Raw genomic sequence first — 25267 nt, 5'->3', positions numbered from 1 at the left:
CCTTCCTCCTCGCCACCGCCACCCCACCCGACTTCGCCACGCTGGATGCCGGCACTGAGGAGGAGCCGCACCGCTCCGCCACCCTCATCCTCCAGGTCGCATCGCTGGAAGCCGCCCCCGGCTGGACCCTGACCGGCCCGGGGATCGAGACCCGCCACACCCTGCACGTCTCCGGCGCCCCGCCCGGCTTCCCCGCCGCCTGGGCCGCCAATGCCGCCCGCTTCCCCCGCGGCATCGACCTGATCCTCTGCGCCGGCCCCCGCCTCGCCGGCCTGCCGCGCACCACAAGCATCGAGGAGGCGCGCTAGTGGCCTACGTCGCCGTCAAGGGCGGGGAACGCGCCATCGAGGCCGCCCATGCCTGGCTCGCCGAGGAACGCCGCGGCGACCCCGCGCTGCCCGAGCTCTCGCTCGCCCAGATCGAGGCCCAGCTCGGCCTCGCCGTCGACCGCGTCATGGCCGAGGGCGCCTGCCACGACCGCGGCCTCGCCGCGCTCGCCATCAAGCAGTCCCGCGGCGACCTGATCGAGGCCGCCTTCCTGCTGCGCGCCTATCGCACCACCCTGTCCCGCTTCGGCGCCAGCGCCCCGATCGAGACCGGCGCCATGCGCATCCGCCGCCGCATCAGCGCCACCTACAAGGAGCTGCCCGGCGGCCAGGTGCTCGGCCCGACTACCGACTATACCCACCGCCTGCTCGACTTCGCCCTCGCCGCCGAGAACGCGCCGCCGCCGCCCGCCCCGCGCGGCACCGCCGAGGCGGACCGCATGCCCCGCGTCACCGGCATCCTGGCGCAGGAAGGGCTGATGGCGCCCGAGCCCATCTCCGAGGCCGAGCCCGGCGACCTGACGCGCGAGCCGCTCGCCTTCCCCGCCGACCGCCCGCTCCGCCTCCAGGCGCTGGCCCGCGGCGACGAGGGCTTCCTGCTGGCGCTGGGCTATTCCACCCAACGCGGCTACGGCAACGCACATCCCTTCGTCGGCGAGATTCGCATGGGCGCCGTCACCCTGGAATTCACCCCGCCCGAGCTTGGCTTCCCGATCGAGCTCGGCGAGATCACCGTCACCGAATGCCAGATGGTGAACCAGTTCGCCGGATCGAAGACCGAGCCGGCCCAGTTCACCCGCGGCTACGGCCTGGTCTTCGGCCATGGCGAGCGCAAGGCGATGTCGATGGCCCTGGTCGACCGCTCGCTGCGCGCCGAGGAGCTGGGCGAGGCCATCGATGCCCCCGCCCAGACCCAGGAATTCGTCCTCTCCCACTGCGACAACGTCGAGGCCACCGGCTTCGTCGAGCATCTCAAGCTGCCGCACTACGTCGATTTCCAGTCCGAGCTGGAGAAGATCCGCGAACTCCGTGCCACCACCGTCCGGGAGGCCGCAGAATGACCGCGCTCGGCTACAACTTCGGCTACCTCGACGAGAACACCAAGCGGATGATCCGCCGCGCCATCCTCAAGGCGATCGCCGTCCCCGGCCACCAGGTGCCCTTCGGCGCGCGGGAGATGCCGCTGCCCTACGGCTGGGGCACTGGCGGCATCGCCGTCACCGCCAGCATCATCGGCACGACGGATAGGCTGAAGGTCATCGACCAGGGCGCCGACGACACCACCAACGCCGTCTCGATCCGCAGCTTTTTCGCCAAGGTCGCCGGCGTCGCCACCACGGAGCGCACCACCGAGGCGAGCATCATCCAGACCCGCCACCGCATCCCGGAGACGCCGCTGCGCGACGGCCAGATCCTGGTCTACCAGGTGCCGATGCCGGAGCCGCTGTTCCGCCTGGAACCCCGCGTGGCGGAAACCAAGCGCATGCACGCCCTGGCCGACTACGGCCTCATGCACGTCAAGCTGTATGAGGACATCGCCCAATACGGCCATGTCGCCATCAGCTACGGCTATCCCGTGCTGGTCGGCGGCCGCTACCTGATGTCGCCCTCGCCCATCCCCGCCTTCGACAACCCGAAGATGGACCGCATGCCCGCCCTCCAGTTGTTCGGCGCCGGGCGGGAGAAACGCATCTACGCCGTTCCGCCCTTCACCAGCGTCCGCAGCCTGGACTTCGAGGACCACCCCTTCCAGCCCATCCGCGCCGACGCCGCCTGCTCGCTCTGCAACAGCCGCGAGAGCTACCTCGACGAGGTCGTCACCGACGACCAGGGCGGCCGGATGTTCGTCTGCTCCGACACGGACTACTGCAACACGCGCCAAGGCGTCCGATCGGCCGAGGCCGAAGGCCAAGGCCGTGAATCGGCCGCCCAGATCCCTGACCGGGAGGCCGCGGAATGAGCGCCGCCCCGTTGCTGCAGGCCAGCGGCCTCTCGCTGCATTTCGGCGCCATCCCCGCGCTCGACGACGTCGGGCTCGAGATCTTCCCCGGCGAGGTCGTCGCCATCGTCGGCGAGTCCGGCTCCGGCAAGACCACATTGCTCCGCGTCCTCTCCGGCCTGATCCGCCCCGAGGCCGGCACCGTCCACTACCGCGACCCGGCCGGCACGCTGCATGCGGTCCACGACATGGAGGAATCCGCCATGCGCCGGCTGCACCGCAGCGACTGGGGCTTCGTCCACCAGAACCCGCGCGACGGCCTCCGCATGCGGGTCTCCGCCGGCGGCAACATCGGCGAGCGCCTGATGGCCGTCGGCGCCCGCCACTACGGCAATATCCGCGCCGAGGCCGCCGACTGGCTCCGCAAGGTCGAGATCGATGCCGGCCGCATCGATGCCATGCCCGCGCTGTTCTCCGGCGGCATGCAGCAGCGGCTGCAGATCGCCCGCACCCTGGTCACCCGCCCGCGGCTGGTCTTCATGGACGAACCCACCGGCGGGCTCGATGTCTCGGTGCAGGCCAAGCTGCTCGACCTGATCCGCGCCCTGGTCGCCGACCTCGGCCTCGCCGTGCTGATCGTGACCCACGACATCGCCGCCGCCCGGCTGCTGGCGCACCGGCTGCTGGTCATGCGGCATGGGCGCGTGGTGGAACAGGGGCTGACCGACCGCGTGCTGGACGACCCGCAGCACGAATACACCCAGCTCCTCGTCGCCTCGGTGCTGGCCGCATGACCAGGGGCACAGGTTGGTCCATCCGCACCGAGGGCCTCGGCAAGGCCTTCACCCTGCATCTGCAAGGCGGCACCCGCATCCCGGTGCTGGACAGCGTCGACCTCAGCGTCGCCCCCGGCGAATGCGTGGCGCTCGCCGGCCCCTCCGGCGCCGGCAAGTCCACCCTCATGCGCTGCCTCTACGGCAATTACGGCGCCGGCGAGGGCCGCATCCTGCTGCGCCACCAGGGCGAGGCGATCGACCTCGCCACCGCCGATGCCCGCACCGTGCGGGAGATCAGGCGGGAGACCCTGGGCTATGTCTCCCAGTTCCTCCGCGTCATCCCCCGGGTGCCGACGCGCGAGATCGTGGCCGAGCCGCTGATCGCCCGCGGCACCCCGCGCGAGGAGGCCCTGGCCCGTGCCACGGCGCTGCTGCTGCGCCTCAACCTGCCCGCCAAGCTGCATGGCCTGCCGCCGGCCACCTTCTCCGGCGGCGAGCAGCAGCGGGTGAACCTTGCCCGCGGCTTCGCCCCCGGCTATCCCATCCTGCTGCTGGACGAACCCACCGCCAGCCTCGATGCCGCCAACCGCGCGGTCGTCATCGGCCTGATCGATGCCGCCAAGGCCGCCGGTACCGCCATCATCGGCATCTTCCACGATACCGAGGTCCGCGACCGCGTCGCCGACCGCCTCTTCGAGGTCCTGCCCATGCCGATCCCCGCCTGATGACCGAGACCGTCCTCACCAACGCCACCCTGGTCCTGCCCGATGCCGTCATGGCCGGCACCCTGGTGCTGCGCGACGGGCTGATCGCCGAGGTCCAGCCCGGCCGCAGCAGCCTGCCCGGCGCCGTCGACTGCGGCGGCGACCACCTCATCCCCGGCGTGGTCGATGTCCATACCGACAACCTGGAACGCCAAGTCCAGCCCCGCGCCAATGCCCGCTGGCCCAGCCGTTCCGCCCTGCTGGCGCATGACGCGCAATGCGCCGCGGCCGGCGTCACCACCGTCTTCGACGCGCTCTGCCTCGGCGACCTCGGCTTCGATCCCGGCCGGGTGCAGACCTTCCGCGAGGGCGTCGCCGACCTCACCGCGCTCGCCCCGACCGGGCTGCTGAAATCCGACCATTTCCTCCACCTCCGCTGCGAGCTGCCGGCGGTGGACATGGTCGCCTCGGTCGAATCGGTCGCCGACCACCCGCTGGTCCGCATGGTCAGCCTGATGGACCACTCGCCCGGCATCGGCCAATACCGCGACATGGCCCGCTACCGCGTGCTGCGGCAGAGGCAGCAGCAGATGAACGAAGCCGAGGTCGACCAGCGCATCGCCGAGCTGCTCGAACGCCGCGCCCGGCTGCGCGAGCCGCAGCGCCGCTGGCTGCTGGACCGCCTAGCCTACCGCGACCTGCCGCTGGCCAGCCACGACGACGACGAGATCGCCGAGGTCGCCCGCAACGCCGCCGACGGCATCCGCATCAGCGAATTCCCGGTGACGCTCGCCGCCGCCCAGGCGGCGCGGGAGATCGGCGTCGAGATCATCGCCGGCGCCCCCAACATCGTCCGCGGCGGCAGCCATTCCGGCAATGTCGCGGTCACCGACCTGATCGCCGCGGGCACGATCGATGCGCTCGCCAGCGACTACGTCCCCGCCGCGCTGATCGAGGCCGCCTTCATCGCCGCGACCTCCACCGGCATCGGCCTGCCGGCCTCAGTCGCCATGATCACCGACCGCCCCGCCCGCATGGCCCGGCTGGCCGATCGCGGCCGGCTCGAGGCCGGGCTGCGGGCCGATCTCGTCAGGCTTGCCGCTTTCGGGTCCATTCCCGTGGTGCGCGAGGTCTGGCGCGGCGGGGCGCGCGTGGCATAATCCCCGGCGGGCCCGACCCGTGCCCAGGATACTTCGCATGCACCCCACCCCGGCGCCCCGATGATCGGCGCCCCCGCTCCCGAGGCCCGGCTCGCGCTCTACTGGGCCCCCGCCTTCGACGATCCGCTGCACCGCCTCGGCTCCACCTGGCTCGGCCGCGATGCCGAGAGCGGTGCGCCGATGCGCCAGCCCGAATTGCCCGGCCTGGATATCGCCGCGCTGACCGCCGACCCGCGCGGCTACGGCCTGCACGCGACCCTGAAGCCGCCCTTCCGCCTGGCGGTGAGCTGGGTCGAGGCCGTCGCCGCCGCCGAGGCCCTGGCGGCCCGCACCGCGCCCTTCGACCTGCCGCCGCTGGCCGTCGCCGATCTCGACGGCTTCCTGGCGCTGCGCGAGACCGAGCCCTGCCCGGCCCTGCACGCCCTGGCCGATGCCTGCGTCGAGGCGCTGGACGGCTGCCGCGCCCCGCCCGGCGAGGCCGAGCTGGCCCGCCGCCGTCGCCATGGCCTGACCCCCCGGCAGGACGAGCTCCTCCGCCGCTTCGGCTACCCGCATGTGCTGGAGCAATGGCGCTTCCACGTCACCCTGACCCGCCGCCTCACCGCAGTGGAAAAGGCCGTTGTGCTGCCCGCCGTCACCGGTTTCCTTGGCGAGGCCCCGGCCCGGCCGCGCCGCGTCACCGAGCTGACCCTCTTCACCCAGGCCAGGGCCGGCGCGCCCTTCCTGATCGCCGAGCGGCTGCCCCTCCGCGGCACCGCATGACCATCCCATGACCCTGGCCTCCCCCCGCCACCTCTTCCCCCGCGGCGAGGACTTCCTGCTGCTGCCGCCGACCCGGCAGCCGCAGGCCTATGCCAATGTCGACCGGATGTTCGCGACCCGCGCCATCCGCCGCGGCACGCATGTCCTGCCGCTGCCCTATGGCCCCGAGCTCACCCCCGGCGACGTCGCCGCCCATGTCGAGCGCACCAATATCGCCGGCCTGCTGGTGCTGCACCGCGGCGAGATCCGGCTGGAGCACTACGCCCTCGGCCTCACCGAGACGACCCGCTGGTCCACCATGTCCACGGTGAAGTCGATGACCTCGACGCTGGTCGGCGCCGCCCTCCGCGACGGCAGCATCGGCAGCCTGGACGACGAGGTGGCCCACTACCTGCCGGCGCTGCGCGGCTCGGCCTATGACGGCGTCTTGGTTCGCCACCTGCTCACCATGTCCTCCGGCACCGCCTGGGACGAGACCTATACCGACCGCGGCTCGCACGTGAACCGCTACAGCAAGGCGCTGGGCGACCGGCAGCCGGGCGGGGTCATCGCGCTGCTGCGCAGCCTCGGCCGCGCCGCCCCGCCGGGCCGCCGCTTCAACTACAACACCGGCGACACCTACCTGCTCGGCTGCCTGCTGACCGCCGCCACCGGCCGCCCGCTGGCCGAGTACATGACCGAGCGCATCTGGTCCCGCTGGGGCATGGAGTTCGACGCCTATTACACCCTGGACCAGGAAGGCGGGCAGGAGATCGGCGGCAGCCGCGCCGGCGTCGCGCTGCGCGACTTCGGCCGCTTCGGCCAGTTCATCCTCTCCGGCGGCGGCGATATCCTGCCCGAGCGTTGGGTCGAAGACGCCGCCCGCCCCGCCTTCGCCCTGGACCCGGCGACGAATTCCTACGGCGCCACCCACTACGGCTACAGCTGGTGGCTGGACCCCGATGGCGCGATGGTCGCCGTCGGCTTCGCCGGGCAATCGCTCTACGTCAACCGCGCGGCGGAGCTGGTGATCGTGACCCTGTCCTGCTGGCCGCAGCCGCCGCATGTGACGGATGCCGTGGACCGCAAGGCGGAGCGGCTGGCCTTTCGCGCTGCTGTGCTGGCGGCGGTGCAGTAGCAGGAAGGTTGGGGAGGAAAGCATTTCCTCCCCAAGCCCCACCTTTGTTTTCTGGGAGTCTGACACCCGCCGCGCGGCAGGTGCGGACTCACAGAAATAGATGAGGGGTCCGGGGAGAATACTTTCTCCCCGGCCTTTACTCTGCTGCCTCCCGCAACGCCGCCACCACCCGCGCCACGCCCTGCTCCACCGGCCCGTCGTTCAGCACCCGCATCACCCGCAGCCCCGGCGGCAGCCCCACCTGCCGCGCCAGCCGCGCCGCGACATCCGCCGCAGCCTCCCGCCCCCGCGCCGCCAGCCGCGCCGCCAGCACCTCGGGCGGGGCGGTGATCTCCAGCACCCGCAGGGGGAAGCGCGCCGCCGCCTCGGCCAGGACGCCGCGGGACAGGTTGGCGATGCTCACCTGGCGCGGGTCGAGATCGGCCGGGATGCCGTAGAGCAGCCCATGCGCCTCCCACCACAGGGCGAAGCCGCCCGCCGCCCGCGTGGCCTCGAAGCCGGCGCGGTCCAGCGGCCGGTGGTCCTCGCCGCCCGCCTCGGCCGGCCGGGTGATGGCGCGCCGCACGAAGCGGAAGCGCGGGTCATCGGCGAGTGCCGCCCGCGCCCCCGCCATCAGCGTATCCTTCCCCGCCCCGGAGGGCCCCACCACCGCCACCAGCATCGAGCGCTCTTCCGGATTGACCGGGGCCTCTCTGCCTGCCCCTATCAGCGCAGGCAACGCCCCACGGAGACCGGCACCCAATGTTCACGACCCGCCCAGAAATCGCCGGCACCTTCGGCGCCGTCGCCACCACCCACTGGATCGCCTCCCAGGTCGGCATGTCCGTGCTCGAGCGCGGCGGCAACGCCTTCGATGCGGCGGCCGCCGCGGGCTTCACCCTGCAGATCGTCGAGCCGCACCTGAACGGCCCGGGCGGCGACTGCCCCATCATCCTGCACAGCGCGAAGACCGGCGCCCAGAGCGTGATCTGCGGCCAGGGCCCCGCCCCCGCCGCGCTGACCGTCGCCAAGCTGAAGGGCGAGCTCGGCCTCGACATCGTCCCCGGCACCGGCTTCCTCTGCGCCCCCATCCCCGGCGCCTTCGATGCCTGGGCGCTGATGCTGCGCGACCACGGCACCTGGCGCCTGCGCGACATCCTGGACTACGCCATCGGCTATGCCAGCCGCGGCGCCCATGTCGTCGGCCGGGTCGCCGCCACGATCGAGACGGTCCGCCCGCTGTTCGAGACCTATTGGCCGACCTCCGCCGCCCTCTGGCTGCGCGGCATCACCCCCGGCGCCCTCTACACCAACCCCGAGCTGGCCGAGACCTACGCCCGCGTCGTGCGCGAGGCCGAGGCTGCCTCCGACGACCGCGACGGCCAGATCGAGGCCGCCCGGAACATCTGGTACGGCGGCTTCGTCGCCGAGGCGATCGACAAATTCGGCCGCGAATTCGCGGCGCTCGACACCTCCGGCCGCAAGCACACCAGCCTGCTGACCGGCCAGGACATGGCCGGCTGGCGTGCCGGCGTCGAGGCGCCGCTGACCCACGACTACCGCGGCCACACCGTCCTGAAATGCGGCCCCTGGAGCCAGGGCCCCGCCATGCTGCAGACCCTGGCGCTGCTCGAGGGCTTCGACCTGGCGAGCATGGACCCCGTCGGCGCCGACTACGCCCATACCGTGGCCGAGGCGATGAAGCTCGCCTTCGCCGACCGCGAGGCCTTCTACGGCGACCCCGACTTCACCGACGTGCCCATGGCGACGCTGCTCTCGGCCGCCTACACCGAGGCCCGCCGCGCCCTGATCGGCCGGGAGGCCAACAACGACTTCCGCCCCGGCAGCCCGGACGGCCTCACGCCCCGCACCGACTATGCCGCCGCCATCGCCCGTTCCGGCGCGCTCGCCATGGCCGCCGGCACCGGCGAGCCCACCGTCTCCCGCCTCGGCGCCTCGGGCGGCGATACCTGCCACATCGACGTCATCGACCGCTGGGGCAATTTCGTCTCGGCCACGCCCTCGGCCGGCTGGCTGCAGTCCTCGCCGGCCATCCCGGGCCTCGGCTTCTGCCTTGGCTCCCGCTGCCAGATGTTCTGGCTGGACGAGAGCCTGCCCAACGGCCTCAAGCCCGGCAAGCGGCCGCGCACGACGCTTTCCCCCAGCATGGTGCTGCGCGACGGCAAGCCCTGGATGAGCTTCGGCACCCCGGGCGGCGAGCAGCAGGACCAGTGGCAGCCCATCATGCTGACGCGGATGATCGACCACCGCTTCGGCATCCAGCAGGCCATCGACCTGCCGAGCTTCCACAGCGAACACTGGATCAGCAGCTTCTGGCCGCGCGGTGCCAAGCCAGGCAAGCTGGTGCTGGAAGGCCGCTACGCGCCGGAGGTGCTGGCCGAGCTGACGGCGCGCGGCCATGTCGCGGAGATGGGCGGCGAATGGTCCGAGGGCCGGCTGACCGGGGCGCGGCTGGAGGCGGATGGGCAGATCTTCGCGGGGGCCAATCCGCGGGGGATGCAGGGGTATGCCGTAGGGCGGTAAAGACTGAAGGGGCTTTGCCCCTTCAGACTACCCCACCAAAGGCCGAAGGGCCTCTGGACACCAATAGTTAAACTCAAGGGTTCCAAGGGCCCTTCGGCCTTTGGCGGGGTGCAGGGGCAGCGCCCCTGCTTCTCCCTTCAGCGCGTCCGCGGCCCGACCCGCCGCGGCGCCGGCGCCGGCCCGGCCTTCGCCGCCGGCTCCTTCTCCGCCGCGCCCTCGCCCGCCTTCCGCGCCTGCTCGCGCAGCTGCGCGATGGTGCTGCGGTTGGTCACCTGTTCCGGGTTGGTCCGCACCTCGACCAGCGCCGGCTTGCCGCTGGCGATCGCCCGCTGCACCGCCGGCACCAGCTGCTCCGTCGTCTCGACGATCTCGCCATGCCCGCCGAAGCTCTCGATGAACTTCGAGAAATCCGGGTTGGTCAGCGCCGTGGCCGAGACGCGGCCCGGATAGGTCCGCTCCTGGTGCATGCGGATGGTGCCGTACATCTGGTTGTTGAAGACCAGGATGATCGGGTTGACCGAGTGGTGGAAGGCGGTGGCGATCTCCTGGCCCGTCATCATGAAGCCGCCGTCGCCGACGAAGCAGATCACGGTGCGGCCGGGGAAGGTGATCTTCGCCCCGATCGCCGCCGGCACGCCGTAGCCCATGGCGCCGTTGGTCGGGCCGAGGAAGTCCTGCTTCTCGCTGATATGCATGAAGCGGTTCGGCCAGGTGGCGAAGTTGCCGGCATCGGTGGTGAAGATGGTATCGGCCGGCAGCACCTGTTCCAGCTCCTGCAGCGCGACCGCCAGGTTCAGCGGCCCCTCGTACTGCGCCGGCCTGGCCTGCGCCTCGCGCGCCGCGCGCAGCTCCGCCCGCCAGCCGGCCCAGGCCGGGTTGGCGATGGGCGTGGTCGCCTTGGCGGCGGCCGCGAAGGCGTTCATGTCGGACGTGATGCCGAGCGCCGGCCGGTAGACCCGGCCGATCTCCGCCTGCTCCGGATAGACCTGCACGATGGGCGTGCTGCCTGCCATGTCGAACAGCGTATAGCCCTGGCTGATCGGCTCGCCCATGCGGGTGCCGATCGCGAGGAACAGGTCGCTCTCCTTCGCCTTGGCGACCAGCGTCGCATCCGCGCCGACGCCGAGGTCGCCGACGAAATTCGGCGAGGTCCCGTCGAACAGCCCCTGCCGGCGGAAGCTGACCGCCACGGGGATGTCGTTGGCGACGAGGAAGTCGCGGATATCGTTGCGCCCCTGCTCGGTCCAGCAGGCGCCGCCGCCGAGCACCGCCAGCGGCTTCTGGGCCTTGGCCAGCAGCCCCATCAGCCGGTCCATCGCCTCCGGCGCCGGATGCGGCGGCAGCACCGCCGCCGGGCCGATGTCGGGCACCGAGGCCATGTGCTTCTGCATCTCCTCGGAGATGGCGACCACCACCGGGCCGGGCCGGCCGCTGGTCGCCACGTCGAAGGCATGCGCCATCAGCTCGGGGATGCGCGCGGCATCGTCGATCTGCGTCACCCACTTGGCCAGCGGGGCGAACATCTTGCGGTAGTCGACCTCCTGGAAGCTCTCCCGGTCGGTCTCCTCGAAGGGGATCTGGCCGATGATGAGCACCAGCGGGGTGCTGTCCTGGAAGGCGACGTGCACGCCGATCGCGGCATGGCAGGCGCCGGGGCCGCGCGTCACGATGGCGACGCCGGCCTTGCCGGTCAGCTTCCCGTAAGCCTCGGCCATGTGGACCGCGCCCGCCTCGAAGCGGCAGGTCACCAGCTGGATGCGGTTGCGCTGCGCGTAAAGCCCGTCGAGCAGGTCGAGGTAGCTTTCCCCAGGCACGCAGAAGGCATGGCTGACGCCCTGCGCCACCAGCGCATCCGCCAGGATATGCCCGCCGAGCCGTGCCTCGGTGCGCCGTGGCTGCGTCATGCTGTGTTCCCGTCCCGTGGTCAGAAGAAGTGCGGCCGGACCATACCGGGGCGGCGGCGGCGCGTCACCCCGCCCCCATTACCCGCCGCCCAGGGCCCCGCTTTCCGTCCCGGCGTACAGCAGCCGCAGATCCCGCTTCAGCAGCTTGCCCGCGGTATTCTTCGGCAGCGCCTCGGCGATGATGATCCGCTTCGGCAGCTTGTAGGGCGCCAGGCGTTCCCGCGCATGCGCCAGCAGCGCCGCCTCGATCCCCTCGGCCGGCCCCTCGGCCGCCGCACCCCGCAGCACCACCACCGCCGCGACGGCCTCGATCCATTTCGGATCGGGCACCGCGATCACCGCCACCTCGGCCACTTCCGGATGGGTGAACAGCGCCTCCTCCACCTCCCGGCTCGCCACCAGCACGCCGCCGGTATTGATCAGGTCCTTGGTCCGGTCGACGATCGAGAGATAGCCCTCGGCATCGATGGTCGCCACGTCGCCGCTGTGGAACCAGCCGCCCTCGAAGGCCCGCGCCGTCTCCTCCGGCATGTTCCAGTAGCCCATCAGCAATTGCGGCGAGCGATGCACCACCTCGCCGCGCGCGCCCGGGCCCACGTCGCGCATCTCGGCATCCACCACGCGGGTCTCGACGTTCATCGCCGCCCGGCCGATCGAGCCCGGCCGCGCTTCGTGCTCCTCCGGCCGCAGCACCGTCGCCAGCGGCGCGATCTCGGTCTGGCCGTAGCAGTTGAAGGGCCGCGCCCGCGGCAGCCGGGCGCGCAGCTCCTGCAGCACCGGCACCGGCATGATGGAGGCGCCGTACTGCACCTTCTCCAGGCTGCTCAGGTCGCGCCTGGCGAAGTCCGGGTGCTGCAGCAGGCTGATCCAGACCGTCGGCGGGGCGAAGAAGGTGGTGATGCGCTCGCGCTCGATCAGCTCCAGCACCAGCGCCGGCTGCGGCGCGTCGATCAGCAGGGTGAAGGCGCCGTTCAGCAACTGCGGCATGGTGAAGGCATGCATCTGCGCGGTGTGGTACAGCGGCAGCGCCGCCAGCCCGCGGTCGCCCCGCAGCATCTCCAGCTCGATGATGCAGCTCGCGTATTCGGCCAGCAGCCCGCGATGCGACATCATCGCGCCCTTCGGCGCCCCGGTGGTGCCGGAGGTATACATGATCTGGACGAGATCCTCCTCGCCCACCTCCTCCCCCAACGCCTCCCCTTGGGGTCCGCCGTCCCACCGCGCATCGAGTGCCGCGGCCAGCACATCGGCGGCGCCTGCGCCGGTATCGATGGTGCCGCCCCGCACGCCCGGCACCAGCGCCAGCGCCGCCTCGGCCGGCCCCGCCAGCCCCGGCTGGTGGAACAGCCGCGCCGCGCCCGACTGGCGCAGCACATAGTCCAGCTCCGTCGCGGTCAGCGCGAAATTGACCGGGACATGCACCAGCCCGGCCCGGGCGCAGCCGAGCCAGAGCAGCAGATAGGCATCCGAATTCCGGCCATAGGCCACCACCCGGTCACCGGCCGAAAGCCCCTGGTCCAGCAGCCAGCGGCCGACCCGCCCGGCCGCCCGGTCCAGCCCGGCATAGGACCAGTCCCGCACCCCGAAGCGCAGTGCCGGCCGGTCGCCGAAGCGGGCCGCGGCGCGCCGCAGCGCATCGCCGATGGTGTTGCGCCGCGCCCGCGCGATGGATTGCGACATGCCTTGCCTCCCCGTTTTGGGGCCAGCTTAGGGCCCGCCGGGAAATGCGCCACAGCCTTGCTGGGTGGGACGGGCCGCGGCCACGTCTGCGTCATCGGGCCGGTTTCGATGGACCGTTGCGGAGCGCATCGGCTTCGCTCGGCTGCGGCGCCGCTATTCTGACCCGCGCCTGAGCGAGGTTGCCATGCGCATCAAGATCCCATTCCGGCGCGGCGCCCTCGGCGCCCCGCTGCTCACCGCCGCCATCCTGCTGGCCGGGGCTTCCGCCGGCCTGGCCCAGGGCACCCCGGCCCCTGCCGAGACCAGCCCGGCGCCCAGTGCCGCCCAGGCCACCCAGCGGGAGCGGATGACCCAATGCAATGCCGAGGCCGGCAAGCGCAGCCTGACCGGCGATGCCCGCCGTCCCTTCATGAGCGAATGCCTGGCCGGGCGGATGCCGCCCGCCCCGGCCGGCACGCCCACTGCTGCTCAGGCCGCCCAGCGGGAGAGGATGACCCGGTGCAATGCCGATGCCGGCACCCGCGGCCTGGCCGCCGATGCCCGGCGCGACTTCATGAAGGACTGCCTCGCCGGCAAATCGCCTTCCGGCCCGGCGGCGGCGGGTGGCCGGCGCGGCTAGGTCCCGGCCAAGGATGGGGGGCGATAGGCCCCCCGCCGGTCTCAGCCCAGCGTCGCCTCCAGCGTGATGCTAGCGTTCAGCACCTTGGAGACCGGGCAATTCGCCTTGGCCGTCTCGGCGAGCTTGGTGAACTCCTCCTGCGACAGGCCGGCCACCTTCGCCTTCAGCACCAGCGCCACGGCGGCGATCTTCCAGCCGCCGCCTTCCTGCTCCAGCGAGACCTTCGCCTCGGTGTCCAGGCTCTCCGGCGCATGGCCGGCGCCCGAGAGCTGGAAGGCCAGCGCCATGGTGAAGCAGCCGGCATGGGCGGCGGCGATCAGCTCCTCCGGATTGGTCCCCGGGCCATTCTCGAAGCGGGTGTTGAAGCCGTACTGGCTGTCCTTCAGCACGCCGGACTGGGTGGTGAGGCTGCCCTTGCCCTCCTTGCCGGTGCCGGTCCAATGGGCGCTGGCGGAACGATGGATGCTGGCCATGGATTGGTCTCCTGTGGTTTCACTCGTGCCGCAGAACGGGTCGGGGCCCCGGATGTTCCGCCCGCGCCGGCGCTATTCCGCCGCCGGGGCGCGCGATGCCATCCGGCGCAGCGCGGTCATCTCCGTCCGCAGCGCCGCCACCTCGGCCCGCAGCCCGGCCAATTCCTCGCCCACCGGGTCGCAGGGGGGATCCAGCAGCCCATAGCCGGGGCTCGGCGCCCGCAGCGGGGTAGGCGCCTGCCCCGACTGGCCCGGCGGCGGCCGCTGCTCCTGCGGCGGCCGGGCCGGGATGCCGACCACCGTCTCCCCCGCCGGCACCGCCGCGACCACCACCGCATTGGCGCCGATCCGCGCATTGTCGCCGACCCGGATCGGCCCCAGCACCTGCGCCCCGGCGCCGATCGCCACGCCGCTGCCGATGGTCGGGTGCCGCTTGCCCGGCTGGCCGGACAGCCCGCCGAGCGTGACGCCGTGGTAGATCAGCACGTCGTCGCCGACCTCGGCGGTCTCGCCGATCACCACCCCCATGCCGTGGTCGATGAAGAGCCGGCGTCCCAGCTTCGCCCCGGGATGGATCTCGATCCCGGTGATGAAGCGGTTGGTATGGGAGATCATCCGCGCCGGCGCCTTCAGCCCGGCCCGGTACAGCGCATGCGCGAGGCGGTGCATCAGCACCGCCTGCAGCCCGGCGTAGCAGGTGAAGGCCTCGATCCAGCCCGGCCGCGCCGGGTCCCGCGCGCGGATGCTGCGGGCGAGCTCGATCAGCTCCATCACCGCCCCCCTCAGGCCAGCCAGGGCGGCACCGGCAGCCCCTTCTCGCGCAGGAATTCCGGGTTGAACAGCTTGCTCTGGTAGCGGGCGCCGCCGTCGCAGAGGATGGTGACGATGGTATGCCCCGGCCCCATCGCGCGTGCGACGCGGATCGCCGCCGCCACGTTGATCCCGGCCGAGCCGCCGACCGAGATCCCCTCATGGATCTGCAGGTCGAAGACCTGCTCCAGCGCCTCCGGATCGGCGATCTGCACCGCATCGTCGATGACGTCGCGGGCGATCTCGAGGTTGCCTGGCACCCGGGCCGCCTGGCCGATGCCCTCGGTGATGGAATTGCCCTCGGCCTTCAGCACCCCGGTCTTGATCCAGGCATGCAGCGCGCTGCCCATCGGGTCGGCGAGGACGATCCGCACGCCGGGCTTGCGCGCCTTCAGGGCCCGCGCCACGCCGGCCAGCGTCCCGCCGGTCCCGGCGGCGCAGGTGAAGGCATCGATCCGCCCCGCCGTCTGGTCCCAGATCTCGGCCCCGGTGGTCGCCTCATGCGCTGCGCCATTGGCGAGGTTGTCGAACTGGTTGGCCCAGATCACCCGCTCCCCGGCGGCGGCCAGCTCCTCGGCGATGCGGCGGGAGACATGGACGTAATTGCCCGGGTCGCTGAAGGGCTTGGCGTCCGTCATGCGCAAATCGGCGCCGATCATCCGCAGGAAGTCGATCTTCTCCCGGCTCTGGGTCTTCGGGATGGCGATGATCGTCCTGTAGCCCCGGGCATTGGCCACCAGCGTCAGGCCGATGCCGGTATTCCCCGCGGTGCCCTCGACCACGATCCCGGGCTGGCCCGGCACCAGCCGCCCATGCCGCTCGGCGTCCTCGATGATGCCGAGCCCGGCGCGGTCCTTCACGCTGCCGCCGGGCTGCATGAATTCCGCCTTGCCGAGGATCTCGCAGCCCGTCGCCGCGCTGGCCCGCGCCAGCCGGATCAGCGGGGTATTGCCGATCGCCCCGGCGAAGCCGCGGACGATGGTGGCCGAATCGGCCTTGGCGCCAGGGGACCCTGATGGGGAACCCGGTGGCGGTGTCAGCGGCTCTGTCTGCATGGCGCTCTGGTCATCCTGGTCCGTTTCCACTGATCTGCGGCCGGGGCCGACGGATATTCAAGGCCCCCCCACCCCTTTGCCAGCCTGCCCGGCGCAGGGCTGCCGCGCATCCCGCCCCTGGCTGCGCCCGATCGGGCACCGATACGGGCACCGATGGTGCTTGACCGGGGCGGCCCCTCCCGGAACATAATACGAACGATCATGCCCCATGCCCTCAACGCCTCGCAGCCGCCACCGATGCCCAAGCCCGTGATGCCCCCGTCGGACGAGGCCTTCCGGCGGCCGGCCGCCTGGCGACTCGACCGCCGCGCCCTCGCCGCCGCGCTCCGGGCCCGGCAGGACCGCGCCCTGCCGGCGCCGCCGCGCGGCCCGGTGCCGCTCTGCCCCGCCATCGATGCGGCCTTGCCCGCGGGCGGCCTCGCCCGCGCCGGGCTGCACGAGATCTTGGCCGCCGATCCCGCCGCCGCGGCCGGCTTCGGCGCCCTGGTCCTGGCCCGGGCCGCCGCCGGCCATGGCGCCGTGCTCTGGATCGCCGCCGCCCCCGAGAGCCGCCCGCCCTACCTCGCCCGCTTCGGCCTTTCCCCGGCCGCGCTCATCCTGGTCCGCGCCCCGGCGCCGGAGGATGCGCTCTGGGCGATGGAGGAAGCGCTGCGCTGCCCCGGCATCGCCGCCGCCCTGCTGCTGACGGAGGCCCCGCCCCCGCCCGGCTGGGCCAGCCGGCTGCAGCAGGCGGCCGAGACCGGCGGCGGCCTCGGCCTGCTGCTCGGCCCCGACGAGACCCCGGCGGCCACCGAGGCCGCCCTCACCCGCTGGCGCGTCACCGCCCTCTCCGACAGCGCCGCCCCGCTGGAGGATCCGCGCTGGCAGCTCGACCTGCTGCGCTGCCGCGGCGGCCAGCCCGGTACCTGGCCCGTCACCTGGCGCCCGGCCGCCGAATCCCTCACCCTCGACGCCGCCGATGCGCCCGAGCCCACGGCCGAGCCCGCCCCGCGCCCGAGCCGCCGCCGATAAGAAGCGCTGGCGCAAAGAGCGCTGGCCTTCCCGCCGCCGCCCGGCTTTGCTGCCGGTTCCCTGCCGCCAGGACCGCGCCGATGCATTTCGTCCAAGCCGTCAATGCCTGCCTCAACCGCTACGCCACCTTCACCGGCCGCGCCCGCCGGCCGGAGTACTGGTACTTCGCCCTCTTCACCATCCTGGTCGGCATCGTCACCGCGACGCTCGATGCGGCCATGTTCCCCGGCGACCTGGCCGGCCCGCTCAACAGCATCGCCTCCATCCTGCTGCTGCTGCCGAGCCTGGCCGCCGCCGCCCGCCGGCTGCACGACACCGACCGCAGCGGCTGGTGGATGCTGATCGGGCTGGTGCCGCTGGTCGGCTGGATCATCATGCTGGTCTGGCTCTGCGCGCCCGGCACCCCCGGCGCGAACCGCTTCGGCGCGGAATCCCTGGCCAGCCGCTTCGCCGCCGCGCCGCAGCCGCCCGGCTGACACGACCTAGCTGATACGGCCCGGCGGAAGCCACCGGCGGCGCCCGTGGCATTTGCGAACGCTTCTCAGTTGCGATAGCCTGATCCGGTATCCGGAGATCGCGCAATGGCAACACATGGCCTTCCCGCCTGGCCCTGGGCCGGCACCGCCACCGCCACCCTGCCCCCCGCCGAGTCCCTGCTGCTGGAAGCCATCCGCCGCTGGTCCGGCGCCGCCGCCAGCGGCGCCGCGCCGCTGGCCGCCAGCCGCCTGCCCTTGATCGCCGAGGATGCCGCCGCCGCCGCCGCCCCGCTCGATGCCCTGCTGCATGCGGTCGCCACCACCGGCCTGCCGCCGATCGGCTGCCTGCTCTGCCCCTGCGTCACCCCGGGCGAGGCCGACCTGCTGCTCGCCGCCGCCCTGGCCCAGCGCGGCTGGCGCGCCCAGGCGCTGGGGATGCTGTTGCGCCACCTGCCGCTCGCCGCCGCCGGCCCCGCGCTGATCCAGGCGCTGGACCTCGGCAGCAGGCTGCGCGCCGCCGGGCTGCTGCTCTGCAACCCGCTGCGGACCCGCTGACCCCCGCGCCTCGCGGCCCCCGGCCTAGCCCAGCCCGCCCAGGCGCAACCCGCCGCGGTAATGCGCCCGATCCCCCGCCCGGCGCAGCGGCGTCCGCTGCAGGGCCTGCGCCAGGGTGAATTCCGGCTCGATCGCCAGCAGCCGGCGCTTCACCGCCGCCGCCGCCTCGGTGTCCCCGAGATGCCCCAGCGCCGCCAGCAGCACCTTCTGCGGGAAACTGAAGCCCGGCTGCAGCGCGATGGCCCCGCGGCAGACCGCCGCCGCCTCCCCATGCCGGCCCAGCAGCAGCAGCGGCACTGCCCGCGCCGCGTCGAAGAAGAAGGCATGCGGGTGGCAGGGCGCCAGTGCCTGGTAGCGGTCCAGCCGCCTCAGCGCCGCCTCGTGCTCGCCGAGGTAGCTTTCCGCCATGCCGAGGAAGACCCAGGCCATCGCCAGGTTCGGGTTCAGCGCCAGCGCCCGCCGGTGCAGCGCCGCCGCCTCCTCCACCCGGTGATGCACGAAGCCATGCACATGGCCGAGGATGGTCAGCGCCTGGGCATCCAGCGGATCGAGCGCGATGGCCCGGCTCGCCAGCCGCTCGGCCTCGGCCATCGCCCGCGCCGCCTCCCCCGGCGCCGCCCAGCCCTGGCCGAGCAGGAGGACATGCCAATAGGCGTGCCAGGCCAGCGCCGGGGCATAGTCCGGCTCCAGCGCCGTCGCCTGCCGCAGCCAGTCCCCCGCCGCCAGGAAGCCGTCCCGGTCCAGCCGGTGGAGCGCCGGGATCGCCCGCAGCAGCAGCGCATAGCCCGAGGCGCCGATCGCCGCCCCCGCCTGGACGCCGAGCCGGCTCGCCTCGATCAGCAGGATCTCCGGGTCGATCCGCGCCACCACCGCGGCGGCGACCTCGTCCTGCAGCGCCAGCAGATCCGCCGCCTCGCAGTCGAAGCGCTGGGTCCAGACCACCTCCGCCGGCGGCCGCAGGTCGGTCAGCCGCAGCGAGATGCGGATGCGCGGCGCCTCGGCAGGACCGCTTCGCCGCACCGTCCCGGCCAGCAGGAAATCGAGCCCCAGGCCGCGCGCCGCCGCCTCCGTCCCCTCCCGCGCCGCCGCCGCGGCGAGCGAGCTGCTGTCCACCACGAAGATCCAGCGCAGGCAGGCCAGCGCCGCGGTGATCTCCTCGGCCAGCCCGACCGAGAGGTCCTCCGCCGAACCCGGTCCCGCGGCCGCCATCCCGGGCGTGGCCAGCGGCAGCACGCCGATCCGCGCCCCGCGCGCCGCCAGCCGCCGCGGCGCCGCCGGGGCCCCGCCCGGCTGGCCCTCACCCGGCCTGGCCCCGGCAGGATGGCCGCCAGGGGCGCCATCCGCACGCAACGCCGCCGCCAGCGCCTCGGTCTCCGCCCCCGGCCGGGCGCCGAGCTGCGCCGACAGCGCCGCGCAGCAGTCCCGATAGGCCGCCAGCGCCGCCACGCGATCGCCCCGCGCCGCCTCGGCCCGCATCAGCCCGCGCCAGGCGGCCTCCTGCGCCGGGTCGATCGCCAGCAGCCGCCGCGCCGCCAGCGCCGTCGCCTCCGGCCCCTGCGCCCGGCCGAGCAGCGCCGCCGCCACCGCCGCCGTGCTCGCCTTCAGCGCCCGCCGCCGCTCCGCCAGCCAGGCGTCGAAGGCCGGGTCCAGCCCATCCAGGTCGGCCAGCAGCTCGGCCCCCAGCAGGTCGAGGGCTTCCGGCCGCGCCGGATCGGCCCGCGCCACCTCCAGCGCATCCACCCAGATCTGCCCGGCCGGCAGCACCAGCGCATCCCGCCCCGCCTGCAGCAGCGGCGCCCCGGCCTCCGCAAGGGCCACCTGCAGCTCATGCAGGGCCTGGCGCAGCGACAGCCGCTGCTGTTCCAGGCCCCGCCTGGACCACAGCAGGGCGCCGAGCTTCGCCCGCGCCACCGGCTCGCCCCCGGCCAGGCCCAGCACCGCCAGCAGGGCGCGTGCCTTCCGCCCGCGCGGCAGCACCGCGGTGCTCGCCAGGCTCCAGGCCTCCATCCGTCCCAGCAGCACCAGCCGCAGCAGCGGGCCCGGTGGCGGCGGCACTTCGGGGTCCGGGATCGTCGGGCGCGTCAGGAGGGAACCGGCCATGGCCGGAAGCCTAGCCGAATATCACCGATGTCGAAACAATCTCGCTGGCCCGGGGCGGCGCGCCGCCCCCGGTGGCGCTAGGCCATCTCCTGGGCATGCCGCGCCCGGGCCGCCGGATCCGCCAGATGCAGCGGCGCCCGGTCCGGCTCGGCGGCGATCACCGCGGCGCGCAGCGCCCTTTCGGTGCGGCGGATGTCGAAGGCGAGGAAGTCGCGGTCGATCGCCTCGGCGAGGCTGCGCGGCGGCGGGATGCGCCCCTCCGCCATCGCCGCCGCCCGGTCCCGGTAGCCCACCAGCCGCCGGGCCAGTTCCAATACCCGGGTCGCCTCATCCCGCATCGCCGGCCTCCCTCGTCCAGACCCGCAGCCTGCCGGCGCCGCCGCGGCAGGGGGCGTGAGTTCGGCCGGGCCAGCGTGAAACCGGCGTTAAATCCCTGCGGAACAATTCGATGCGTTCTCGCAATTTTATCTTGTTCCGTATTTGTTCTCATGGCTAGATGCCCTGGCCGGCAAGGCGTTTCCGCCGCCGGTCCGCCGGAACTCCACCACGAAGGATCCTCCCCCCATGCGCCACCTCTCCCCCGCCGCTGTCGCCGATGCCGGCCTGGTCCGCCTCGGCGCCGGCATCCGGGCACCGCGCCCCTTCCCGCTGCCGCTGGCGTCGCGCCCCGCCGGTTCCCTGCCGGCGCGCCCTGCCGCCAAGGCCCCGCCGGTCGCCGCCGTGCCGGCCGCCGTCGCCGATGCCGGCCGGGTCCGCCTCGGCGCCGGCATCCGCCGGGCCTGAGGCCCCAGGGCGCGGGGAAGCCCCATCCCGCCGCAACCCCAGCCAGGCCGAGGCCCGTCATGGACACCGCCCCCCGCGTCACCTTCTACCGCCTCATCGAGGAAGCGGTGCCGCCGCGCCGGGCGGATCGCTCGGGCCTCGGCAGCCTGCCGACCCGCGCCTTCCGCCATTGCGACGCGGTGACCTCGGCTGCCGGCTTCGGCTGGCATCTCTGCCCGCCGCTCGACTTCGAGCTGCTCTGGGACGGCGGCCAGGTCTGGTGGCGCTGCGCGGGGCTGCCGGAGTGGATGGCGCTTTCCGCCGCGCAATACCCGCATTACGCCGCCCGCTTCGCCGCCGCCGCGCCGGCGGGCATCGGCGATTATTCGCCGCCCTTCCTCACCGCCCTGCAGGAGCCCGGGGTGGTCCAGGTCTGGACCGGCCTCGCCGCCCGCACCGCCCCGGGCTGGAGCCTGCTGGTCCGCGACCTCGCCAACCTGCCGCGCCATCCCGGCTACGAGTCCTATGAGGGCATCGTCGAGACCGACCGCTGGTTCGGCCCGCTCTTCACCAACCTGCGGCTGACCCGGACGGATAGGCCCATCGCCTTCCACGCCGGCCAGCCCTTCCTCCAGGTACAACCCATCCCGCAGGCGGCCTATGCCGATGCCCTGCTGAACGGCACCGCGCTGGTCGGGGACCTGGCCGGGCTGACCGCCGCCGACTGGGCCGACTACGAGGCCGCCATCGTCGCCCCCAACCGCGACCCCGGAACCACCCCCGGCCGCTATGCCGCCGAGGCCCGCCGCCGGCGCCGCTGTCCCTTCGCGGGCGCGACGGCGTGAGGATCGGATGCAATATCCGCCGCGAATTTTACGGAATTGGAAGGAATTTTAGCGAATTGTGCGGAATTTAGCGGAGTTGAGGCGAATTGAGCCGATTTTAGCAGAATTTATCGGCCCAATTCGATCCCAACCGGGGAGTCCGGCATGGTCAACACCCTGACAAACTACGCTTTCCACTCAACCGGCCGGGCCGAGCGTCACCAATTCGGCGCCTTCCTCCACGCTGTCGCCGGCGGCGCAGCCGAGATGCGTCACCACGCCATCGGCCGGGGCGGTGATCCGCAGCTCGGTCTTCATCGCCTCCAGCACCGCCAGCACCTGGCCGCGGGAGACGGTCTCGCCGATCGCGACCAGCACCTGCACCACCCGGCCGGGGATGGGCGCGGCCAGCCGCCCCTGCCCCGCCGCCTCGCCGCCGACGGGGGCATAGGGATCGACCAGCTTCAGGCTCCAGCCGCCCTCGGGCAGGGTGACGTGCAGGGCCTCGCCATCCCGCAGCACGGGGATGCGGTGGGCGATGCCACCCAGCACCACCAGCAGGGCGCCCTCCCCCAGCCGGCGCCCTGCCAGCTCAAGGTCGCCGGTCCAGCCGGCGCCGTCCCGCACCAGCCGCAGCCGGTGCAAGGCCTCGCCATCCGCCAGCACCACCAGCCGGCTGCCGGCGCCCTGCAAGCGCCAGCCATCCTGGCGGTCCCAGGGGTCGGGCGCGTCACTCCCATGCGGCAGGAGCGCTTCCAGCGCCGCGGCGGCCAGCGCCAGTGGTGGGGCCGGGCCGCGCGGCGGTTGCAGCACCGCGGCGTGGCGCAGGGCGAAGCCGGTATCGAGTGCCGCCGCCAGCATCGCCGGGTGCCCGACCAGCCGGCCGAGGAAGCCGAGGTTGCTGGTGATCCCGGCGATCCGGCATTCCGCCAGCGCCGCGCCCAGCCGCGCCAGCGCCGCCGGCCGGTCCGGGCCCCAGGCGACCAGCTTGGCGATCATCGGGTCGTAGAAGGGCGTGATGGCATCGCCCTGCACCACGCCGCTCTCGATCCGCAGGTCGGCCGCCGGCGCCGGCAGGTGGAACCGCCGCAGCGGGCCGGTGGAGGGGCGGAAATCCTGCGCCGGATCCTCGGCATAGAGCCGCACCTCGACGCTGTGGCCATGCGGCGCGGGGGCTTCCGGCAGGGGCAGCGGCTCGCCGGCGGCGACGCGGAGCTGCCATTCGACCAGGTCGAGGCCGGTCACCATCTCGGTCACCGGGTGTTCGACCTGGAGGCGGGTGTTCATCTCCATGAAGAAGGCGTCGTCGCCCTCGACGATGAATTCGACGGTGCCGGCCGAGACATAGCCGACCGCCCTGGCCGCCGCGGTCGCCGCCTCGTGCAGCCGGGCGCGCAAGGCGGGCGGCAGGTCGGGCGCCGGCGCCTCCTCCAGCACCTTCTGGTGGCGGCGCTGCACCGAGCAGTCCCGGGTGTGCAGGTGGATGGTGTTGCCCTGGGTATCGGCGAAGACCTGCACCTCCACATGGCGCGGCTTCTGCAGGTAGCGCTCCAGCAGCACCCGGTCGTCGCCGAAGGCGGCCTTGGATTCCCGCCGCGCTCCGGCAAGCTGCGCGACGAATTCCTCCGCCCGCAGCACCGGCCGCATGCCCTTGCCGCCGCCGCCCGCGCTGGCCTTGATGAGGATGGGAAAGCCGATGCGCGCGGCGGCCGCGACCAGGGTCGCCTCGTCCTGCGCCTCGCCATGGTAGCCCGGCACGATGGGCACCCCGGCCAGTTCCATCAGGCGCTTCGATTCCGCCTTGCTGCCCATGGCGCGGATCGCCGCCGGCGGCGGGCCGACGAACAGGATGCCCGCATCCGCGCAGCCTGAGGCGAAATCGGCATTCTCCGAGAGGAAGCCGTAGCCCGGATGGATCGCCTCGGCGCCGGACGCCTTCGCGGCGGCGAGGATGCGGTCGGTGCGCAGGTAGCTGTCGGCGGCGCGCGATCCGCCGATCGGATGCGCCTCATCCGCCAGCAGCACCTGCTGCGATCCGGCATCGGCCTCGGAGAAGACCGCGACGCTGCGGATGCCCATGCGGCGCGCGGTGCGGATGATGCGGCAGGCGATCTCGCCGCGATTGGCAATCAGCAGGGTACGGATCATCACATGCGGAACACGCCGAAGCGCGTCTCCTCAACCGGGGCATTGGCCGCGGCGGCAAGGCCGAGGCCGAGCACGTCGCGGGTGGCGGCGGGATCGATGATGCCGTCGTCCCAGAGCCGCGCCGTGGCGTAGTAGGGGTCGCCCTGGAGCTCGTACTGCGCGCGGATCGGCGCCTTGAAGGCGGCCTCCTCCTCGGGCGGCCAGGTCTTGCCGGCGGCTTCGAGGTTGTCCCGCCGCACCGTCGCCAGCACGCTGGCGGCCTGCTCGCCGCCCATCACGCTGATGCGGCTGTTCGGCCAGGTGAAGAGCAGCCGCGGCGAATAGGCGCGGCCGCACATGCCGTAGTTGCCGGCGCCGAAGCTGCCGCCGATGATGACGGTGAATTTCGGCACCTTCGTCGTGGCGACGGCGGTGACCAGCTTGGCGCCATCCTTGGCGATGCCGCCGGTCTCGTACTTCCGCCCGACCATGAAGCCGGCGATGTTCTGCAGGAACAGCAGCGGGATGTTGCGCTGGCTGCAGAGCTCGACGAAATGCGCGCCCTTCTGGGCGGATTCGGAGAACAGGATCCCGTTGTTGGCGACGATGCCGACGTCATGACCCCAGATGCGGGCGAAGCCGCAGACCAGCGTCGCGCCATAGCGCGCCTTGAACTCATCGAAGTCGGAGCCATCGACGATGCGGGCGATCACCTCCCGCACGTCATAGGGCTGGCGCGTCTCGGGCGGGACGATGCCATGCAGCTCGGCCGGGTCGTAGCGCGGCGGGACGGGCGCATGCGGCGGCGCGGCGCGGCCCTTGCCGAGGCGGCCAACGATGCGCCGGGCGATGCCGAGCGCATGCATGTCGTCCTGCGCGAAATGATCGGCGACGCCGGAGAGGCGGGTATGGACATCGGCGCCGCCGAGATCCTCGGCGCTGACGATCTCGCCGGTCGCCGCCTTCACCAGCGGCGGGCCGGCGAGGAAGATGGTGCCCTGCTCGCGCACGATGATCGCTTCGTCGCACATGGCCGGGACATAGGCGCCGCCGGCGGTGCAGCTTCCCATCACGACGGCGACCTGCGGGATGCCGGCGGCCGACATGTTCGCCTGGTTGTAGAAGATGCGGCCGAAGTGGTCGCGGTCGGGGAAGATTTCGTCCTGCATCGGCAGGTTGGCGCCGCCGCTATCGACCAGGTAAAGGCAAGGCAGCCGGTTCTGCAGCGCGATCTCCTGCGCGCGGAGGTGCTTCTTCACCGTGACGGGGTAGTAGGTGCCGCCCTTCACCGTGGCGTCGTTGGCGACGATGACGCATTCGCGGCCCGAGACGCGGCCGATGCCGGTGATCATCCCGCCGGCGGGCACGTCGCCGCCATACATGCCCTGTGCGGCGAGGGCGGAGAATTCGAGGAAGGGCGCGCCGGGGTCGAGCAGCCGCTCCACCCTCTCACGCGGCAGCAGCTTGCCGCGCGAAAGGTGGCGCTGGCGCGAGGCCTCGGGGCCGCCGAGCGCGGTGCGGGTGCTGTGCTCGGAGAGCTGCCCCAGCAGCGCCTGCATCGCCG

Annotated in this window: 25 protein-coding genes; 15 read left to right on the top strand and 10 right to left on the bottom strand. The window is 72.9% G+C overall.

Features of this window, described 5'->3' with window-relative positions; translation table 11 throughout:
* From phnH to AC0IW9_RS18280, 8 genes are all read left to right on the top strand, one after another.
* Positions 1-308 (top strand): phosphonate C-P lyase system protein PhnH (gene phnH / locus AC0IW9_RS18315; protein WP_471649724.1); only part of this gene is annotated, 308 nt, incomplete at its 5' end.
* On the top strand, positions 308-1387 hold the full coding sequence (locus AC0IW9_RS18310; RefSeq protein WP_471649723.1) for a carbon-phosphorus lyase complex subunit: 1080 nt from the start codon (positions 308-310) through the stop codon (positions 1385-1387). The genes phnH and AC0IW9_RS18310, both read left to right, overlap by 1 nt.
* Positions 1384-2286 carry an alpha-D-ribose 1-methylphosphonate 5-phosphate C-P-lyase PhnJ gene (locus AC0IW9_RS18305; RefSeq protein ID WP_471649722.1) on the top strand — a complete coding sequence of 301 codons (903 nt, stop codon included), beginning with the start codon at positions 1384-1386 and terminating at the stop codon, positions 2284-2286. The genes AC0IW9_RS18310 and AC0IW9_RS18305 overlap by 4 nt, the downstream gene beginning before the upstream one ends.
* Positions 2283-3059 carry a phosphonate C-P lyase system protein PhnK gene (phnK, locus tag AC0IW9_RS18300; RefSeq protein WP_471649721.1) on the top strand — a complete coding sequence of 259 codons (777 nt, stop codon included), beginning with the start codon at positions 2283-2285 and terminating at the stop codon, positions 3057-3059. The genes AC0IW9_RS18305 and phnK overlap by 4 nt, the downstream gene beginning before the upstream one ends.
* Entirely contained in the window at positions 3056-3766 is a 711-nt protein-coding gene (gene phnL / locus AC0IW9_RS18295; RefSeq protein WP_471649720.1) for a phosphonate C-P lyase system protein PhnL, read from the top strand. The genes phnK and phnL overlap by 4 nt, the downstream gene beginning before the upstream one ends.
* Positions 3766-4905 (top strand): alpha-D-ribose 1-methylphosphonate 5-triphosphate diphosphatase, encoded by a 1140-nt coding sequence (locus tag AC0IW9_RS18290; RefSeq protein WP_471649719.1) that lies wholly within the window; start codon positions 3766-3768, stop codon positions 4903-4905. Before phnL ends, AC0IW9_RS18290 begins: the two co-directional genes overlap by 1 nt.
* Positions 4906-4965: 60 nt before the next feature.
* Positions 4966-5667, top strand: coding sequence for a DUF1045 domain-containing protein (locus tag AC0IW9_RS18285; RefSeq protein WP_471649718.1), 702 nt, complete (start codon positions 4966-4968; stop codon positions 5665-5667).
* Positions 5668-5674: 7 nt separating this feature from the next.
* Positions 5675-6784 (top strand): serine hydrolase domain-containing protein, encoded by a 1110-nt coding sequence (locus AC0IW9_RS18280; RefSeq protein WP_471649717.1) that lies wholly within the window; start codon positions 5675-5677, stop codon positions 6782-6784.
* 136 nt (positions 6785-6920) lie between these two features.
* Here the strand turns inward: AC0IW9_RS18280 and phnN are convergent, their stop codons facing one another.
* Positions 6921-7445 (bottom strand): phosphonate metabolism protein/1,5-bisphosphokinase (PRPP-forming) PhnN, encoded by a 525-nt coding sequence (gene phnN / locus AC0IW9_RS18275; protein WP_471649716.1) that lies wholly within the window; start codon positions 7443-7445, stop codon positions 6921-6923.
* A gap of 80 nt (positions 7446-7525) precedes the next feature.
* On the opposite strand from phnN, the gene AC0IW9_RS18270 reads away from it, so the two are divergent.
* Positions 7526-9307, top strand: coding sequence for a gamma-glutamyltransferase family protein (locus AC0IW9_RS18270; RefSeq protein WP_471649715.1), 1782 nt, complete (start codon positions 7526-7528; stop codon positions 9305-9307).
* A gap of 137 nt (positions 9308-9444) precedes the next feature.
* Here AC0IW9_RS18270 and AC0IW9_RS18265 read toward each other — a convergent pair whose 3' ends face one another.
* Both AC0IW9_RS18265 and AC0IW9_RS18260 read right to left on the bottom strand, forming a co-directional pair.
* A complete protein-coding gene (locus AC0IW9_RS18265; RefSeq protein WP_471649714.1) occupies positions 9445-11211 on the bottom strand; it encodes a thiamine pyrophosphate-dependent enzyme in 1767 nt (588 codons plus the stop codon).
* Positions 11212-11289: 78 nt separating this feature from the next.
* Positions 11290-12891: a fatty acyl-CoA synthetase gene (locus AC0IW9_RS18260; RefSeq protein WP_471649713.1), complete on the bottom strand. Its 1602-nt coding sequence runs from the start codon at positions 12889-12891 to the stop codon at positions 11290-11292.
* A 184-nt stretch (positions 12892-13075) separates the two neighbouring features.
* On the opposite strand from AC0IW9_RS18260, the gene AC0IW9_RS18255 reads away from it, so the two are divergent.
* On the top strand, positions 13076-13510 hold the full coding sequence (locus AC0IW9_RS18255; RefSeq protein WP_471649712.1) for a PsiF family protein: 435 nt from the start codon (positions 13076-13078) through the stop codon (positions 13508-13510).
* Positions 13511-13551: 41 nt separating this feature from the next.
* On the opposite strand, the gene AC0IW9_RS18250 is transcribed toward AC0IW9_RS18255, so the two are convergent.
* From AC0IW9_RS18250 to AC0IW9_RS18240, 3 genes are all read right to left on the bottom strand, one after another.
* A complete protein-coding gene (locus tag AC0IW9_RS18250; RefSeq protein ID WP_471649711.1) occupies positions 13552-13983 on the bottom strand; it encodes an OsmC family protein in 432 nt (143 codons plus the stop codon).
* Positions 13984-14055: 72 nt separating this feature from the next.
* Positions 14056-14754 carry a serine O-acetyltransferase gene (gene cysE, locus AC0IW9_RS18245; RefSeq protein WP_471649710.1) on the bottom strand — a complete coding sequence of 233 codons (699 nt, stop codon included), beginning with the start codon at positions 14752-14754 and terminating at the stop codon, positions 14056-14058.
* 11 nt (positions 14755-14765) lie between these two features.
* Positions 14766-15848 (bottom strand): cysteine synthase A, encoded by a 1083-nt coding sequence (locus AC0IW9_RS18240; protein WP_471649709.1) that lies wholly within the window; start codon positions 15846-15848, stop codon positions 14766-14768.
* Between the two features lie 237 nt (positions 15849-16085).
* Between AC0IW9_RS18240 and AC0IW9_RS18235 the strand changes: the two genes are divergently transcribed.
* The 3 genes from AC0IW9_RS18235 (at position 16086) to AC0IW9_RS18225 (ending at position 17890) form a co-directional block, all read left to right on the top strand.
* Positions 16086-16859: an ImuA family protein gene (locus tag AC0IW9_RS18235; protein ID WP_471649708.1), complete on the top strand. Its 774-nt coding sequence runs from the start codon at positions 16086-16088 to the stop codon at positions 16857-16859.
* Between the two features lie 80 nt (positions 16860-16939).
* On the top strand, positions 16940-17335 hold the full coding sequence (locus tag AC0IW9_RS18230; protein WP_471649707.1) for a DUF805 domain-containing protein: 396 nt from the start codon (positions 16940-16942) through the stop codon (positions 17333-17335).
* A 105-nt stretch (positions 17336-17440) separates the two neighbouring features.
* On the top strand, positions 17441-17890 hold the full coding sequence (locus tag AC0IW9_RS18225; protein WP_471649706.1) for a hypothetical protein: 450 nt from the start codon (positions 17441-17443) through the stop codon (positions 17888-17890).
* A 24-nt stretch (positions 17891-17914) separates the two neighbouring features.
* On the opposite strand, the gene AC0IW9_RS18220 is transcribed toward AC0IW9_RS18225, so the two are convergent.
* On the bottom strand, positions 17915-19990 hold the full coding sequence (locus AC0IW9_RS18220; protein ID WP_471649705.1) for a BTAD domain-containing putative transcriptional regulator: 2076 nt from the start codon (positions 19988-19990) through the stop codon (positions 17915-17917).
* 77 nt (positions 19991-20067) lie between these two features.
* Positions 20068-20328: a hypothetical protein gene (locus AC0IW9_RS18215; protein WP_471649704.1), complete on the bottom strand. Its 261-nt coding sequence runs from the start codon at positions 20326-20328 to the stop codon at positions 20068-20070.
* Positions 20329-20554: 226 nt separating this feature from the next.
* Here AC0IW9_RS18215 and AC0IW9_RS18210 point away from each other — a divergent pair, with 226 nt between their 5' ends.
* Both AC0IW9_RS18210 and AC0IW9_RS18205 read left to right on the top strand, forming a co-directional pair.
* Positions 20555-20773 carry a hypothetical protein gene (locus tag AC0IW9_RS18210; protein ID WP_471649703.1) on the top strand — a complete coding sequence of 73 codons (219 nt, stop codon included), beginning with the start codon at positions 20555-20557 and terminating at the stop codon, positions 20771-20773.
* Between the two features lie 59 nt (positions 20774-20832).
* On the top strand, positions 20833-21597 hold the full coding sequence (locus tag AC0IW9_RS18205; protein WP_471649702.1) for a DUF6065 family protein: 765 nt from the start codon (positions 20833-20835) through the stop codon (positions 21595-21597).
* A gap of 177 nt (positions 21598-21774) precedes the next feature.
* Here AC0IW9_RS18205 and AC0IW9_RS18200 read toward each other — a convergent pair whose 3' ends face one another.
* Entirely contained in the window at positions 21775-23724 is a 1950-nt protein-coding gene (locus AC0IW9_RS18200) for an acetyl/propionyl/methylcrotonyl-CoA carboxylase subunit alpha (protein ID WP_471649701.1), read from the bottom strand.
* Entirely contained in the window at positions 23724-25262 is a 1539-nt protein-coding gene (locus AC0IW9_RS18195) for a carboxyl transferase domain-containing protein (protein ID WP_471649726.1), read from the bottom strand. Before AC0IW9_RS18195 ends, AC0IW9_RS18200 begins: the two co-directional genes overlap by 1 nt.
* Positions 25263-25267 lie beyond the last annotated feature (5 nt).

The organism is Belnapia sp. AC561 (genome assembly GCF_979252845.1).
The sequence above is the reverse complement of the archived record's forward strand: the minus strand, read 5'-3'. Positions and strand labels throughout refer to the sequence as shown.